This window comes from Streptomyces sp. NPDC047072, from assembly GCF_040643855.1.
Classification (GTDB): domain Bacteria; phylum Actinomycetota; class Actinomycetes; order Streptomycetales; family Streptomycetaceae; genus Streptomyces.
The window spans coordinates 1-14,910 of record NZ_JBEYVC010000232.1 but is presented as its reverse complement, the minus strand read 5'-3'; the positions used below and the strand labels follow the sequence as shown (position 1 = coordinate 14,910).

At 71.8% G+C, this 14,910-nt stretch carries 14 protein-coding genes; 8 read left to right on the top strand and 6 right to left on the bottom strand.

Going from position 1 to position 14,910, the window contains the following annotated elements:
• The 4 genes from ABZ896_RS48335 to ABZ896_RS48320 form a co-directional block, all read right to left on the bottom strand.
• A partial coding sequence (locus ABZ896_RS48335; RefSeq protein WP_360944319.1) for an AAA domain-containing protein occupies positions 1-861 on the bottom strand: 861 nt, incomplete at its 3' end.
• Positions 858-2,444, bottom strand: a complete 1,587-nt coding sequence (locus tag ABZ896_RS48330) for a hypothetical protein (protein ID WP_360944316.1) — start codon at positions 2,442-2,444, stop codon at positions 858-860. The genes ABZ896_RS48335 and ABZ896_RS48330, both read right to left, overlap by 4 nt.
• Positions 2,435-3,550, bottom strand: a complete 1,116-nt coding sequence (locus ABZ896_RS48325) for a hypothetical protein (protein WP_360944314.1) — start codon at positions 3,548-3,550, stop codon at positions 2,435-2,437. Before ABZ896_RS48325 ends, ABZ896_RS48330 begins: the two co-directional genes overlap by 10 nt.
• Entirely contained in the window at positions 3,501-4,454 is a 954-nt protein-coding gene (locus ABZ896_RS48320) for a phosphatase PAP2 family protein (protein WP_360944311.1), read from the bottom strand. Before ABZ896_RS48320 ends, ABZ896_RS48325 begins: the two co-directional genes overlap by 50 nt.
• Before the next feature lie 205 nt (positions 4,455-4,659).
• On the opposite strand from ABZ896_RS48320, the gene ABZ896_RS48315 reads away from it, so the two are divergent.
• Positions 4,660-5,256, top strand: coding sequence for a histidine phosphatase family protein (locus ABZ896_RS48315; protein WP_360944308.1), 597 nt, complete (start codon positions 4,660-4,662; stop codon positions 5,254-5,256).
• A gap of 69 nt (positions 5,257-5,325) precedes the next feature.
• On the opposite strand, the gene ABZ896_RS48310 is transcribed toward ABZ896_RS48315, so the two are convergent.
• Positions 5,326-6,720 carry a tetratricopeptide repeat protein gene (locus ABZ896_RS48310; protein WP_360944305.1) on the bottom strand — a complete coding sequence of 465 codons (1,395 nt, stop codon included), beginning with the start codon at positions 6,718-6,720 and terminating at the stop codon, positions 5,326-5,328.
• Positions 6,721-6,984: 264 nt separating this feature from the next.
• On the opposite strand from ABZ896_RS48310, the gene ABZ896_RS48305 reads away from it, so the two are divergent.
• Positions 6,985-7,371, top strand: coding sequence for a hypothetical protein (locus tag ABZ896_RS48305; protein WP_360944302.1), 387 nt, complete (start codon positions 6,985-6,987; stop codon positions 7,369-7,371).
• A 33-nt stretch (positions 7,372-7,404) separates the two neighbouring features.
• Positions 7,405-8,271 carry a fused MFS/spermidine synthase gene (locus ABZ896_RS48300; RefSeq protein ID WP_360944299.1) on the top strand — a complete coding sequence of 289 codons (867 nt, stop codon included), beginning with the start codon at positions 7,405-7,407 and terminating at the stop codon, positions 8,269-8,271.
• 18 nt (positions 8,272-8,289) lie between these two features.
• Here the strand turns inward: ABZ896_RS48300 and ABZ896_RS48295 are convergent, their stop codons facing one another.
• Positions 8,290-8,799, bottom strand: coding sequence for a hypothetical protein (locus ABZ896_RS48295; RefSeq protein WP_360944296.1), 510 nt, complete (start codon positions 8,797-8,799; stop codon positions 8,290-8,292).
• A gap of 97 nt (positions 8,800-8,896) precedes the next feature.
• Between ABZ896_RS48295 and ABZ896_RS48290 the strand changes: the two genes are divergently transcribed.
• The 5 genes from ABZ896_RS48290 to ABZ896_RS48270 form a co-directional block, all read left to right on the top strand.
• Positions 8,897-9,586, top strand: a complete 690-nt coding sequence (locus tag ABZ896_RS48290; RefSeq protein WP_360944293.1) for a response regulator transcription factor — start codon at positions 8,897-8,899, stop codon at positions 9,584-9,586.
• Entirely contained in the window at positions 9,583-10,980 is a 1,398-nt protein-coding gene (locus ABZ896_RS48285) for a HAMP domain-containing sensor histidine kinase (RefSeq protein ID WP_360944290.1), read from the top strand. Before ABZ896_RS48290 ends, ABZ896_RS48285 begins: the two co-directional genes overlap by 4 nt.
• Positions 10,981-11,054: 74 nt before the next feature.
• The gene (locus ABZ896_RS48280; RefSeq protein ID WP_360944287.1) at positions 11,055-12,497 is read left to right on the top strand and encodes a cellulose binding domain-containing protein; all 1,443 of its coding nucleotides are present in this window, start codon (positions 11,055-11,057) and stop codon (positions 12,495-12,497) included.
• A 199-nt stretch (positions 12,498-12,696) separates the two neighbouring features.
• Positions 12,697-14,001 carry an extracellular solute-binding protein gene (locus tag ABZ896_RS48275; protein WP_360944284.1) on the top strand — a complete coding sequence of 435 codons (1,305 nt, stop codon included), beginning with the start codon at positions 12,697-12,699 and terminating at the stop codon, positions 13,999-14,001.
• Between the two features lie 13 nt (positions 14,002-14,014).
• A partial coding sequence (locus ABZ896_RS48270) for a sugar ABC transporter permease (protein WP_360944281.1) occupies positions 14,015-14,910 on the top strand: 896 nt, incomplete at its 3' end.

Genomic DNA, 14,910 nt, shown 5'->3' with positions numbered 1-14,910 from the left:
GGTCAGGGTCCGGTCGTAGCAGCCGCGGGAATCGCTTTGGCCGCCGTACAGCCGATAGTGCTCGCTCGTCGTGCCGACCGCGTGCCGCTGGTCCGGGCCGGAGCCGTCCGAGGGGACCGCGAAGGCGAGCGCGCGGTCGCCGTGGTCCGTGCCGCTGCGGAACGGCGTGAACGGGTAGAAGGCGTCCGAGACCAGGGGCGCGGCCGACGCCGGGAGCCGCCAGGACACCGGCAGGCGGTGCTGGGGCAGCTCGGGGTTGTGCGCGAGCAGGGTCGTCACCGCCGAGGCCGAGGGGTCGTACGACAGCCCCGCCCACTGCTCGCTGCCGACGATCGCGAACGGGTCCAGCTGCCCGGGGTCGCCCACGAACAGCGCCCGCTCGAACAGCCCGGCCACGGCCAGCAGCGAGTCCGAGCGCATCTGGTACGCCTCGTCGACGATCGCGTGCGCCCACGGCTCGTCGACCTTCACATGCCCCCACTTGGCGGCCGTCGAGATCACCACCGGCAGCCCGGCCAGGTCACCCGCCTTCGCCGACTTCCGTACGTGTGGCAGCTCGTCCAGCGCCTTGTCGTACGGGTCGGCGTCGCTGCTGTGCAGCCGGCCCACCGGCAGCTCGGGGTTCTTCTCGGCGAGCCTGAGGACCAGGTCGTCCACCTGGGCGTTGGTCTGCGCGACCACCATCAACGGGCGCCCCGCGTCGGCGAGTTCGAGCGCGGCCCGGACGACGAGCGTGGACTTCCCGGCGCCGGGCGGGGAGTCGACGACGACTCCGCGGTGGGTGCCGTGCAGGGTGTCGTGGAGGATCGCCTCCGTCGCGCGCGTGGCGGCCGTACCCGGGTCGAACGCGGTCGTCGTCACAGGACGTCCTCCGGGGTCACGGGATCGGCGGTCTCCGGTACGGCCTCACCGGGCGGTCCGCCGTGCGTCCACGGCGTGTGCTCCGGGTCGGGCAGCTTCGCGCCGCCGCGCTGCTCGTGTTCGAAGAGGGTGAAGCAGAGCCGGTCGCCCTTCTCCGGCACGGACCCGGCCTCGGGCTCCTTGCCGCGGCCCATCTTGTCGAGGATCCGCAGCACGATCAGGTCGCCGTCGTGTTCGACGCACTCCGCCGACTGCGGCTTGCCGCCCAGCGACCGGTACACCTTCGCCCGCTCGCCCAGATGCGGCCGGTCGTCGGTCCGTACGGTGACCAGCGGGCGCGGGCTGGGCCGCTTGCCCTCGCTGTACGCCATCACGACATCCGTGACCTCGCCCGCGAACGCCTCCCCGGCGAGCCGCCGCCCGGCCATCACCAGCGGGTCGTCGAGCGCCTCCTGGGCCTCCAGACGAGCCTGTTCGCGTTCGCGGGAGGCGAGTTTGCCGGCCGCGGTCACCGCGTCGTCGCGGCGCGGCTGCGGGGGCTCGCCTGCCGTGATCCGGTCGCGGTGGGCGGTGAACGACCAGCGGTCGCGCGTCCACCGGTCCTCGACGTGCGCCCCCTCGGGCAGTTCGCGCAGCAGGTCCAGGCCCCGCCAGACCGCGTCCCAGGTGGGCCGGGTCACGCGCGCGACGAGCGCGCGGATCTCCCGCTCGGCTTCGGTGAGCACGCCGAGCCGGTCGTCGGCCTCCAGTCCGTCCTCGGCGGCGGCGAGGGCGGTGCGGGCGCGGTCGTAGCGCTCGAAGGCGGGGGCGAGCAGCTTGTTGTCGAACGCCGGGTCGGTGGCGGGACCGGCGGGCGGGTGCCGCAGCTGGCCGCGGTCGTCCCGGGCGAGTTCGGCTTCCTGCGCCGCCTCGGCGCCGGTGCTGCCCTCCGGCGGGTCGATCCAGGCGAGCAGGGCGCCCAGGTGCTGGTCCTCCAGGGTGGACTGGCCGGTGGCCCAGTGCCGGGACAGGAGGTCCGTCGTGGCCAGCAGGAGGGAGGAGCCGGGGACCCGGGCGCGCTCGCCGAAGTGGGTCAGCCAGCGGCCGAGCAGCGGCACGCGCGGGGGAGCGGGATGCGGGGTCTCCGGGTCCTGCTCCGCCGTACGCCGGAAGCGCATGGAGCGGCCGAGGAGCCGGACGAAGTCGACGCCCGCGCGGGACGGCACGATCAACTGCGGGGCGTCGGCGCATAGTTCGACCTCGACCTTGACCCGCTTGCCGGTCTCCGGATCGGTCTCGTTGCGCTCGGCGGCCTCCACGGCGTCGGCGTACTCGTCGACGTACGGCAGCACGACGTCCGCCAGCTCGGCGAGGAAGGCGAACCTGAGGTCGCGGTCGCGTGGCTGCGGTACGACGAGCAGCCGGGGTGCGTCCCGGTCGGTCCCCACGAGCGCGCCGAGCGGGGCACCCGCCTCACCGGCGGTGGTGAGCGGCACGAGGACGAGGGGCCGCTCGGAGAGATGCCGGTGCCGGACGGTCGCGGCGGGCTGGGCGCGCCCGGTGCTGACGGCTTCCAGCCGGGCGAGGGTGGAGATCAGGGACATACCGCCTCCAGCGCCTCTGCCCGCAGTTCCGCCGCGCGTCGCAGCGCCGCCACCGCCGGGTCGGCCGGGTCGCCGGACTCGCCGCGGGCCGCCGACAGGACGTCCTCGACCGTCGACAGGCCGCCCAGTTCGGCGCGGACCGAGCGGCCCAGCGAGGTCACCGCGCCGGCCGCGCGGGAGCGGTCGCGGCAGTGGAAGGCCAGTTCGCACGCGGACAGGCACTCGGGGGCGTAGGTCGCCGGGACCGACTCGACCGCGGCCGTGAGGTCGGCGGTGGGCAGGTCCGGGGCGAAGCAGGTGCCCTCGGGCAGGCTGTCGGCGATGTCCTCGATACGGGTGAGACGGGCCAGCTGGCGGGCGGTGACCGCGCGCTGCTTGCGGACGTCGACGGCGGAGGCCGTGGGCAGGTTGGAGAAGTCCTTCGGGCAGACCAGGAGGACCCGGTGGCGCACCTTCGGCGTCGGCTCCAGCCGCGCCGCGACCTCCTCCAGCGCCAGCACGTACACCGCGGCCTGACGCGCGGCCGCGCCCACCTTCGACGGATCCGCCGAACCGTCCAGCATCGGGAAGGACTTGATCTCCACGACCGTCCAACTGCCGTCCGGGTGCACGACCACGGCGTCCGGCTCCAGGAAGGCGGGGGAGCCCGCGACGTCGAGCGCGAGCATCGGGTGGTCGAGCAGCGTCCAGGCACCGGCGACCGCTTCCCGCAGGGCCAGCGCCGTACGCGCGGTACGGCCCTCGGGGCCGATCGCCGTGAGGTCGGGGGCCGTCGCGCCCACCGGTGGCTCGGCGGCGGGGTCCAGCCGCTCGTGCACCAGCCGCAGCAGCTCCGCGCCGCCGTCCGCCTTGACCTTGGCCTCGAAGGCGTTGCCCCGCGTGAGGGCGAACTGCGACTGGCCGAACGCGGACGGGGCGCCGAGCGCGCTCGCCAGTGCCGTCTTGTTCACCCCGGCGCCGTCCAGGATCGCGCGTCGTCTGCACCCGGGGTTCGCCGCGAGGGCCGCGAGCGCCCGTGCGTCCAGTGCCTTGGCGGGTACCTCGGGGCCGCGCAGCTCAGCGAGCCGCTGCCGGAGCGCCGTCCCCCGCGTCCGTGGGGGCGGCACTGGGCTCGGCTCCGCCTGCGAACCGTGACTCGCGCTGCCGTGGAATGTGCTCACCCGCGGAAGTCTGGCATCCGGCACTGACAATTGAGGGCTCTGCGCCACGAGAGGCCGCGGCGACGGTTGCTATCCGGGCGCGGACGGGAGCCGCCGCCCGGCCCGCGGCCCGGGTGACGTACGGCGCGAGCAGGAAGCCGAGCCCCATCACGGCCGCGCCCGCGACCGCGTCGAGGAAGTAGTGGTTCGCGGTGCCCATGACCACGATCGTGGTGATCACCGGGTAGGCGACGGCCGCGGCCTTCGTCGTACGGGTCCTGCCGTACCGCCACAGCATCACACCGCACCACAGCGCCCAGCCCACGTGCAGGCTCGGCATGGCCGCGTACTGGTTGGTCATGCCGCCCATGCCCCGCGGGGCGCTCGCCGCGCCGCCCCACCAGCCGTACGAGCTGTACTGGGCCATCGTGTCCACGAAGCCGTGGCCCGCCGAGAGGAGGCGGGGCGGACAGGTGGGCAGCAGGATGAAGCCGATCAGGCCCATGAAGGTGGAGGTCATCAGCCAGGTGCGGGCCGCGCGGTACTGCGCGGAGTGCGCCTTGAAGAGCCAGATCAGGACCGCCGGGGTGACCAGGTAGTGCAGCGAGGCGTACCAGAAGTCCGCCGGCACGCCGAGCCAGGCCTCACGCGTGAACAGCCAGTTCAGCGGGTGCTCGGCGTTGAGGTACAGGAACTTCTCGATCCGCAGGATCGCCAGACCGTGGTCCACGGCGGTGGTCACGTCGCCCCGGGCGAGCAGCCGGCCCGCGCTGTAGCAGGCGTACACCAGGACGATCAGCGGCAGCTCGGTCCACCAGCGCAGCCGCACTGCCGGGGCTGCCTCGATGCCTGGTGTCTCGGTCTGCGGCATCCGAACCTGTCCCCCTTCGTGTGTGCGGCTCCCGGCGGTCGTCCGGTCGTGCCACTTTACGGCGTATGTGCGGGCCCCGCCGGGGCGGCCCCGGGGAGCGTCCCCGGCCCTCAAAGACGCAGAGATCGACCGTCGGGTTGCCCCCCGACAGGGTGCGCGATGATGGAGGGGTTCCGCCTCCGAATTCCCCCGGAAAGGTCACTTCATGGCTCCGCGCATCCTGCTGGCCCGGCACGGACAGACCGAGTGGTCGCTGTCCGGCAAGCACACCGGCAGGACCGACGTGCCCCTCCTGGAGGAGGGCCGGCGCGGCGCGAAGCTGCTCGGCGAACGCCTGCACCGGCCGCCGTACGACGGTCTCGACGGCGTCGAGATCCGCACCAGCCCCCTGGCACGCGCGCGTGAGACCTGCGAACTCGCCGGCTTCGGCGACCGAGCGACCCCTTGGGACACGCTCATGGAGTGGCACTACGGCGCGTACGAGGGCCTGACCCCGGACGAGATCCAGGCCCTCCACCCGGGCTGGCTCATCTGGCGCGACGGCGTCCCCGAGGGCGAGCCCCTGACGGAGATCACCGCACGCGCGGACGAGGTCGTGGCATGGGCCCGCTCGGCCGACAGGGACGTACTGGTCTTCGCCCACGGCCACATCCTGAGGTCCATAGGGGCGCGGTGGCTTGGGCTGCCGATCGATTTCGCGGCACGAATAAGGCTGAATCCGACGTCCCTCTCGGTGTTGGGCTGGGCATACGGGGAGCCGGCGATCGAGAGCTGGAACGACCTGGGCCACTTGGCGGGCTAGACCGAGCCAACCCAGGGGCGCGGGGAACTGCGCGACCAGCCCCCACCGAGCCGCACCCGACGCACCCCATCAAGCCGTACGTGGCAATGACGCATGCCGCTCAAGGAACGCCGAAACTCCCGACGCCCTCCTGTGCGGCAACAACACCCGCGCGGTCCCCGCCAGCATCGTCTGTACCCTCGACGACTGGACCTCCCCCAGCAGCTCCAGAACCCGCAGCCCTTTCGCCCCGGCCTCGTCAGGGCGACCGCCCCGCGCGAGATCGTCGGCCAACTCCGCCGTATACAGCGCGATGTTCCGCGTGAAGTGCGGATCCTGCAGGTCGGCCGCCCGCCGCGCATGCCGCGCCGCCCGCGGCCAGTCGCCCAGCGCGGACCAGCACTGCGCCTCAAGCCCCTCCAGCTCGGCCTCGCCGTAGAAGCTCATCCACTCGGGGTCGGCGTCCGAGGCGCCCCGCTCGAAGAGGGCCTGCGCACGCGCGAGCGCCTGCTCGCACCCCGTGCGGTCGGCGAGGCCCGCCCAACCGCCCGCCTCGCGCAGCGCGAGCAGGGACATCAGCCGGGCCGAGCCCAGCGGCCGGGCGACCCGCTGCGCGGCCTGCGCGGCCCGCACCGCCTCCCGCGGCCGCCCCGCGTCGCGCGCGAGGAAGGCCGTGTTGCAGAAGGCGTGCGCCTCCAGGGCGTCGTCGCCGGTCACTCTCGCGGTCGCGAGCGCCTCCGCGTAGTGCGAGCGGGCGTCGTCGAAGCGGCCGGAGTCGTGCGCCAGCCAGCCCACCGAGATCGCCAGTTCACCGGCGCCCGAGTGCAGCCGGTCGGCGGTCGTCTGCCGGGTCGCGCCCGCGTCAAGGAGCGCGTAGGCGGCGCGCAGCGGAGCCGCCGCGCGCCGGTACAGACCGTCCGCGCCGTGCCGGTCGTCCAGCAACCGGATCCGGCGCACGGCCTCCTCCAGGGCGCCCGCCTCGCTCGTCCCGGCCCGCCTCAGCGGCCGGTGCGCGGCCGTGGCGTCGGTGGCGAGCCCCAGGGGGCCCAGTGTGGCGGCGGCCACGGTGGCGCCCCCGCCGGTCATGAATGCGCGACGCAGCACGTCGCTCTCCTCGCGGTCGTACGTCTCTTCGGGGTCCTGCGTGTCATACGGCTCGCAGCCCCCTGCCGTCTCACCGGCCGTGTGCGCCCGGCGTCCCCGTACGGACGCCCGGGGCGCGAAGCCCAGGTCGGTGAGCGTGCGGCCGGGGAACATGTGCAGGAACACCCGTTCGTACGCGTAGTTGGGGCAGCGGATCTCGCCCGCCTCGACGCGGCCCACATAGCGTGCGTCGCAGCTGACCCGTTCGCCGATCTCGCGCGCGGCGCGCCGTACCGCCGCGGCGAACTCGGCCGGCGAGCGCTGTCCGCGCAGGCGCCGGAACGCGAGGTTCGGCCTCGGTGGTACGGGGGACGTGGACGAGGTCACCATTGACGACGCCATGGCCGGGTCCTCTCTGCGAACCGTCGAACCATGCCGGGAGCGAGGCGAGTTGACTGGTTTGTCAGTGTGACGCCCTGTTTCCGGCGGGCAAGAACGTACCTGCTGTGTCCGGCCCGGCACGCGGTGTTTGGCTACAAACCGGATATCTCATCCGGGATCTGCCATGAACTGCCATCCTTTGCGGCGGACTTCCGCCGTAGCCGTTGACGCGCTCGCGCGTTGAACTCTTCGGAGTCGGAAGAGGGTTCCGTGATGGAGGCCGCGATGGAGATCAGCCAGAGCGTCGATCCTTGTACGCCCATGCCGTGCGACGTGGTGACCGTGCCCGCGCGCCAGGGGTTGGAGGCGGTGGACATCCTGCGGCGCGCAGTGAGCGAGGCCGTGGGGTCCGTACTGCACGACGACGGCGGGGACACGCTGGGGTTCCTGGTACCACCGGGGACCGCCGCCGCGTGGGACGTCCCCGGCAGCACCTGCACGGAGACGAACGGCCGCGGGCTCCGCCTGACCCCCGAGCCGGAACCGCCGGTCGAGGGCGCCGACTGGCTGCTGCCCCCGGGCGACGCCGACCTGGCGACGGACCCGGCGGTGCTGCGGGCGGCCCTGGGCGAGGCGGCGCGACTGATCGAGGCGGCGGACAACTGTCGGTGAGCCGCGTTCGCGAGGGCGCCGGATAATGACGGCATGGGCAAGTCCAAGGGTGCGCGGCGGCAGGGTTCCGCGGAGGCCGTCGTAGAAGCCGTCGACGGAGGGCTCGCCGAGCTGATCCCCGACCGGGAGCGCACGCGCGCGTGGACGCTGCTCATCGACGGGGCACCGCAGTCGCACGTCGATCTCGACGACCCCGCGTATCTGTCCTTCGAGTACCAGCGGCGGCTCGGACACGTCATCGACCTCGTCGCACCGCCCGGCAAGCCCGTGCACGCCGTGCACCTCGGCGGGGGCGCGCTGACCCTCGCCCGGTATCTCGCCGCCACCCGGCCCCGGTCCACCCAGCAGGTCGTCGAGCGGGACGCGGCGCTCGTCCGACTCGTGAGGCAGAAGCTGCCGTTGGAGCCGAACGCACGGATACGCGTGCGGTCCACGGACGCCCGGGAAGGCCTCGCCAAGGTCCCCGACGGCTGGGCCGACCTCGTCATCGCCGACGTGTTCAGCGGGGCCAGGACACCCGCCCACCTCACCTCCACGGAGTTCCTCGACGAGGTCAGAAGAGCCCTCAAGCCGGGCGGCCTCTACGCCGCGAACCTCGCCGACGGCCCGCCGCTGGCTCATCTGCGCGGCCAGATCGCCACCGCGGCCGCCCGCTTCCCCGAACTCGCCCTGATCGCCGACCCGACCGTCCTGCGCGGCAAGCGCTTCGGCAACGCGGTCCTCGTCGCCTGCGATCTCCCGCTCCCGGTCCCGGAGTTGACCCGCCGCGCCGCCTCCGACCCGCACCCGGGGCGTGTCGAACACGGCAACCAGCTACGGAACTTCACGGGCGGTGCCACACCCGTCACCGACGCCACCGCGACGGCCTCCCCGGCCCCGCCCGCCTCGGTCTTCCGGTAGGCCGAACAGCGGAGCGACTCAGTACGTCCCGATCTCCACCCGCGGCGGCCCGTCGTGCCACGTGCAGAACACCGACACCCGGTCCGTGCCCGCCGTGAACTCCACGCGGATCCACGACTCCGTCTTCCACACCTGCATCGACCAGCCCGTGCCCGGCGTCGCCGACACCAGGGTCGCGGAGGTCTCGCCGAGGTCGAAGACCACACGGCCGCCGTCGGTGTCGTACCCCTTGATCTGCCCGGAGGCGGTGGGGGCGGGCGTAGGAGTGGGCGTGGGCGTCGGAGCGGCGCTCGGGGTCCTGGCCGGCGTCTTCGAAGGGGTCGGCCGGGGCGAGGGGGAGCGGCTCGGTGTCTCCGAGGCCAGCGGCTTCGCCTTCTGTGTCGTCGCGTCGGCCGCCGTGATGGGCAGGGCGCGCGGCGGGTCGTAGGCCGTACCCGCCATGACCGTGTGGACACCCCACCACGACAGCGTGACCGCCGCGCCCGTGGCGAGCAGCCAGGCCAGTACGTGTACGAGTCCTCTGCGCATCGCCGCCATACTGCCTCACACGCCTCACGGGCCGCACACGGACTGAGTTATCCACAGGCCCCGACCCCGCTCGGCCGAATCGCGTACGGTGCGGCGCATGGCAAGTGTGCTCGTGGTCGAGGACGACCAGTTCGTGCGTTCGGCGCTCATCCGGCACCTGACCGACGCGGCCCACACCGTGCGCAGCGTCGGGACGGCACTGGAAGCGCTGCGCGAGGTCGCCCATTTCCGTTTCGACGTGGTGATCCTGGACCTCGGCCTGCCCGACCTGGACGGCTCCGAGGCCCTGAAGATGCTGCGCGGCATCACCGACGTACCGGTGATCATCGCCACCGCGCGGGACGACGAGGCGGAGATAGTAAGGCTGTTGAACGCGGGCGCGGACGACTACCTCACCAAGCCCTTCTCCGTCGAGCACCTCTCCGCCCGCATGGCGGCCGTCCTACGGCGCTCCCGGGCCGCCGTCGGCGAGGCCCCGCCGGAGACCGTGCTGCGCGTCGGCGGTCTGAGCGTCGACCCGCTGCGCCGCCAGGCCGAGCTGGACGGCGCCCGACTCGACCTCACCCGCCGTGAGTTCGACCTCCTCGCCTTCCTCGCCGCCCGCCCCGGAGTGGTCGTCCCCAGGAAGGAACTGCTCGCCGAGGTCTGGCAGCAGTCCTACGGCGACGACCAGACGATCGACGTCCATCTCTCCTGGCTGCGGCGGAAGTTGGGGGAGACCGCCGCGAGCCCCCGTTATCTGCACACCCTGCGGGGCGTCGGGGTCAAGCTGGAGCCGCCGCTATGAGGTGGGCTCTGGTCAAGGTCTGTCTGGCGGTCACCACCATGGTCGTGGTGGCCTTCGCCATCCCGCTCGGGCTCGTCATCAAGGAGATGGCCCGCGACCGCGCCTTCTCCAACGCCGAGCGGGAGGCGGCCGCCGTCGCCCCGGCGCTGTCCATCACCACCGACCGCGACCAGCTGGAGCGGGTCGTCGCCTCGGCCGGGTCCGACTCCGGGATGGCCGTGCACATACCGGCGGACGGCGGCGGGCGGGCCGTCGACATCGGACGGCAGCGGGCCGCCGACGGCGACATCGCGACCGTGCGCAAGCTCGGCCGGGCCTCCACCACCGAGGTCTCCGGCGGCTCCACCCTGCTCCAGCCGGTGGCGCTCAGTTCCGGCGCGATCGCGGTCGTCGAGGTGTTCGTCCCGCAGTCCGAGGTCACCAACGGCGTGGCCACCGCCTGGACGGTCCTCGCGGGCGTCGGCATCGCGCTCGTCGTCGGCTCGGTCGCCGTCGCCGACCGGCTCGGCGTCCGGATGGTGCGGCCCGCCCAGCGACTGGTGGAGGGCGCCCACGAGTTGGGGGAGGGCAAGCTGGGTTCCCGGGTGCCCGAGGACGGGCCGACCGAACTGCGGCTGGCGGCGGTCGCGTTCAACGCCATGGCCGACCAGGTCGTACAACTGCTGGCGAACGAGCGGGAGTTGGCGGCCGATCTGTCCCACCGGCTGCGCACCCCGCTGACCGTGCTGCGGCTCAACGCCGCCTCGCTCGGGGACGGGCCGGCCGCCGAGCAGACCCGGGCCGCGGTCGCGCAGCTGGAGCGGGAGGTCGACACCATCATCCGCACCGCCCGGGAGGCCAAGCCGCAGACCGCGGCGGCCGGGCCCGGGGCCGGGTGTGACGCGGCCGAGGTGGTGCGGGAGCGGATGGGGTTCTGGTCGGCGCTCGCCGAGGACGAGGGCCGCAAGTGGCGGGTGGCCGGCGCCGACCGGCCGGTGCGGATACCCGTGGCCCGCACCGACCTCGCGGCCGCGCTCGACGCCCTGCTCGGCAACGTCTTCCGGCACACCCCGGAGGGCACCGCCTTCGCGGTCGACGTGCACAACGGCGAGGACGCGGTGATCGTCCTGGTCTCCGACGCGGGCCCCGGCATCCGCGACCCCGAGGCGGCGATGGCGCGCGGCCGGGGCTCGGGCTCGGCCGGCTCCACCGGGCTCGGCCTCGACATCGTGCGGCGGCTCGCGGAGTCGACCGGCGGGGACGTGCGGATCGGGTCCTCGGTGCTGGGCGGCACCGAGGTGCGGATCTGGATCCAGCTGGACGGGCGCGAGCCGGTGCGGCGCGGACACCGGGTGCGGCGGCGCCGAACGGGCAAATTGGTCTCGACCTTTAACCGTCCCCGATCCCTTCCTTAAGTGTGCCCTAAGATCCTCGGCTCCCGTCCTGATCAGGCTTTTTGCCCGATTCCGGCTCGCTAGCGTGCCGCCTCATGAGCATGCATGGACGCAAGGTGAGCGGCAGGAACAAGGCGATCGGCGGCGTGGTCGCCGCCGCCGTGGTCGGGGGCGGCGCGGTCCTGCTCACCGGCACCGCGCAGGCGGCCGGGATCGGGGCCGCGTACACGAAGACCAGCGACTGGTCGACGGGATACACCGCGCAGTACGTCGTCACCAACAACAGCGGTGCGCCGGACCGGGACTGGAAGCTGGAGTTCGACCTGCCCTCGGGGTCGAGACTGAGCTCGCTGTGGAACGCCGAGTCCTCGGTGAGCGGACAGCACGTCACCGTGACCTCGGCGAAGTGGGACACCGACGGGCTCGCGCCCGGCGAGTCGGTCACGGTCGGCTTCGTCGTCAACGGCACGGCGGATCCGGCGGGTTGCCGCATCGATGGCGCGACCTGCTCCGCCGACGGCACCGCGACCCCGGAGCCCACCGGCCGCCCGACCCAGTCCGCCACACCGACGCCCACTCCCACCGCGCCCCCCACGGCCACACCGACGCCCACTCCCACGACGACCTCCGGCACCGGCACCACCACCGACGCCGGCTTCGCCCCCTACGTCGACACCTCCCTCTACCCCGCCTTCGACCTCCTCGCCGCCGCCGACGCGACCGGTGCGAAGGACTACAACCTCGCCTTCGTCACCGACGGCGGCGGCTGCACCCCCAAGTGGGGCGGGGTCACCGACCTCGGCAGCGACGCCGTGGCGGCCCAGATCGGCTCCCTGCGGGCCAAGGGCGGCGACGTCCGGGTCTCCTTCGGCGGAGCCTCCGGCTCGGAGCTGGCGACGACCTGTACGAGCGCGGACGCGCTGGCGGCGGCGTACGGCAAGGCCGTGGACGCGTACCGGCTGACCAAGGTCGACTTCGACGTCGAGGGCGGCGCGCTGCCGAACACGACCGCGAACACCCGCCGCGCCCAGGCCATCGCCAAGCTCCAGGCCCAGCACCCCGGGCTGGACGTCTCGTACACCCTCCCGGTCATGCCCGAGGGTCTCACCCAGGACGGGGTGAACCTGCTCTCGAACGCCAAGGCCAACGGCGTGCGGATCAGCGCCGTCAACATCATGGCGATGGACTACGGGCCCGCGTACAGCGGTGACATGGGCACCTACGCCGAGCAGGCGGCCACGGCCACCCAGGCACAGGTCAAGAGCGTGCTCGGGCTCTCCGACAGCGCGGCCTGGAAGGCGGTCGCCGTCACCCCGATGCTCGGTGTCAACGACGTCGCCTCGGAGACCTTCACGGTCGCCGACGCCTCGCAGCTGGTCGCCTTCGCCAAGGCAAAAGGTCTCGGTTGGCTGTCGATGTGGTCCGCCACGCGCGACAAGCAGTGCTCCGGGGGTGCCAAGAACTACGCTGACGCGACCTGCAGCTCGGTGGTCCAGGATCCGTTCGCGTTCTCGAAGGCGTTCGCCGCCTACCGCTGAGTAGGGCGTCCGGCGGCTCGAACATCACCCTGCGGCAGGGATGTCGGTCACGTTTCGACAAATCGGGTCGATAGCTATTGACTCATGACCTGACATACGGCTGTCATTGCGCCACCGTGTTCGGTCAAGTTGATTTCTGGTTGATTACGACCGGTCTTCAAGTCCCTCCGTGTCCGAACCCTGCCGTCAGGAGCCGTTCATGCGTGATCTCTCGTCCTCCCTTCCCGCCCCCAGCCGTCGAGGCGTGCTCAAAGGCGTGGGTGGCGCCGTTCTCCTCGGTGCCGGGGTCCCCCTGCTGAGCGCCTGCGGCAGCAGTGGCAGCTCGTCCGACTCGAAGACCGTCAGCGTCGGCTCCAACGACTCGGACGCCGTGCCGAAGAAGGCGTACGCGGCCGTGTACTCGGCCTTCCAGAAGCAGTCCGGCCTCACGGTCAAGGTGAACACCAAGGACCACAACACCTTCCAGGAGCAGATCAACTCGTATCTGCAGGGCACGCCGGACGACGTGTTCAAGTGGTTCGCGGGCTACCGCATGCAGTTCTTCGCGGAGAAGGGCCTCGCGTCCCCGATCGACGACGTGTGGGAGAAGATCGGGGGCAACTTCCCCGACGCGATGAAGAAGCTCAGCAAGGGCGCGGACGGCAAGTACTACTTCGTGCCGATGACCACGTACCCCTGGGCGATCTTCTACCGCAAGAGCGTCTTCCAGGAGAAGGGCTACACCGTCCCCACCACGTGGGACGACTTCGTCGCCCTCTGTAAGCAGATGAAGAAGGACGGCCTGGTCCCGATCGCCTTCGGCGACAAGGACGCGTGGCCGGCCATGGGCACCTTCGACCAGCTGAACTTCCGCACCAACGGCTACGACTTCCACGTCGAGCTGATGGCGGGCAAGGCGTCCTGGACCGACGCCAAGGTCAAGACCGTCTTCGACCACTGGGCCGAGATCCTCCCCTACCACCAGGACGGCTTCATGGGCCGCACCTGGCAGGACGCGGCGCAGACGCTGGTGTCGAAGAAGGCCGGCATGTACCTGCTGGGCACCTTCGTGGCGCAGCAGTTCACCAACAAGGCCGACCTGGACGACCTCGACTTCTTCGCCTTCCCCGAGGTCAACCCCTCGTACGGCCAGGACACGGTCGAGGCGCCCACCGACGGCTTCATGGTCAGCAAGTCGCCGAAGAACAAGGACGGCGTCACCAAGCTCATGGAGTACCTGGGCACCCCGGCCGCCGAGGAGCTCTACCTCAAGGGCGACCCGAGCGTGGTGGCCGCCTCCAACAAGGCCTCCACCACGGCCTACTCCGCGCTGCAGAAGAAGGCGTTCGAGATGATCGGCGGCGCCAAGAGCCTGACGCAGTTCATGGACCGCGACTCCCGTCCGGACTTCACCTCGACGGTGATGCAGCCCTCGCTGCAGAAGTTCCTGCAGAACCCCAAGGGCATCGACAACCTCCTGTCCTCGATCGAGCGCCAGAAGAAGACGATCTTCGCGTCCTCCTGAGCTGAGCGGCTGAATGACTACCGACACCACCCCGAAGAGCCCGGAGGCGGCCGCCGTGCCGCCTTCGGGCCCTGCCCCTGTCAAGCGGGTCCCGCAGGGGCACAAGCGCCTGCTGACCCGTCGTGACCGCATCACGCTCGGCTTCATGGCGGGCGTGCCCACGGTCCTGCACGTGATCCTTGTCTGGTTCACGGCCCTCGCCTCGATCGCCCTGGCCTTCACCAGCTGGGACGGCATCGGCTTCGACTCCATCAAGTGGGTCGGGCTGGACAACTTCAAGCAGTTGTTCACCGACAACCCGCAGTTCTGGCCGGCGGTCGAGCACAACGTCATCTGGTTCGTCGTGCTGATCCTGATCCCGACGCCGTTCGGCCTGTTCCTGGCCGTGCAGCTGGACAAGAGCATCCGGTTCTCCCGGGTCTACCAGACCGCGTTCTTCCTGCCGGTCGTGGTCTCGCTCGCGGTGACCGGGTTCGTCTGGCAGCTGGTCTACAACCCCGACACGGGTCTGATCAACAGCCTCATCGGGGCCAACAAGCCGGGTCACTACATCGACTGGATCGGTGATCCCAAGCTCAACCTGTGGGCCGTGCTGATCGCCGCGTCCTGGCGGCACACCGGCTACATGATGATCCTCTACCTGGCCGGTCTGAAGGGCGTGGACCCCTCCCTGCGGGAGGCGTCTTCGCTGGACGGGGCGAACGAGTGGCAGACGTTCAAGAACGTCATCTTCCCCACGCTGCGGCCGACGAACACGGTCGTGCTGGTGGTCACCATCATCGAAGCTTTGCGCGCCTTCGACCTGGTGTTCGTCTTCAACAAGGGCGCGCAGGGCACCGAGCTGCTGTCGATCCTGATCACCAACAACATCATCGGTGAGTCCAGCCGGATCGGGTACGGCTCCGCGAT

Excerpts from the sequence above, each read along its gene's own strand:
- ABZ896_RS48300 (WP_360944299.1), top strand. The coding sequence starts at position 7,405 with ATGGGCAAGTCCAAGGGTGCGCGGCGGCAGGGTTCCGCGGAGGCCGTC.
- ABZ896_RS48315 (WP_360944308.1), top strand. The coding sequence starts at position 4,660 with ATGGCTCCGCGCATCCTGCTGGCCCGGCACGGACAGACCGAGTGGTCG.
- ABZ896_RS48310 (WP_360944305.1), bottom strand. The coding sequence starts at position 6,720 with ATGGCGTCGTCAATGGTGACCTCGTCCACGTCCCCCGTACCACCGAGG.
- ABZ896_RS48295 (WP_360944296.1), bottom strand. The coding sequence starts at position 8,799 with ATGCGCAGAGGACTCGTACACGTACTGGCCTGGCTGCTCGCCACGGGC.
- ABZ896_RS48275 (WP_360944284.1), top strand. The coding sequence starts at position 12,697 with ATGCGTGATCTCTCGTCCTCCCTTCCCGCCCCCAGCCGTCGAGGCGTG.
- ABZ896_RS48290 (WP_360944293.1), top strand. The coding sequence starts at position 8,897 with ATGGCAAGTGTGCTCGTGGTCGAGGACGACCAGTTCGTGCGTTCGGCG.
- ABZ896_RS48285 (WP_360944290.1), top strand. The coding sequence starts at position 9,583 with ATGAGGTGGGCTCTGGTCAAGGTCTGTCTGGCGGTCACCACCATGGTC.
- ABZ896_RS48330 (WP_360944316.1), bottom strand. The coding sequence starts at position 2,444 with ATGTCCCTGATCTCCACCCTCGCCCGGCTGGAAGCCGTCAGCACCGGG.
- ABZ896_RS48305 (WP_360944302.1), top strand. The coding sequence starts at position 6,985 with ATGGAGATCAGCCAGAGCGTCGATCCTTGTACGCCCATGCCGTGCGAC.
- ABZ896_RS48280 (WP_360944287.1), top strand. The coding sequence starts at position 11,055 with ATGAGCATGCATGGACGCAAGGTGAGCGGCAGGAACAAGGCGATCGGC.
- ABZ896_RS48320 (WP_360944311.1), bottom strand. The coding sequence starts at position 4,454 with ATGCCGCAGACCGAGACACCAGGCATCGAGGCAGCCCCGGCAGTGCGG.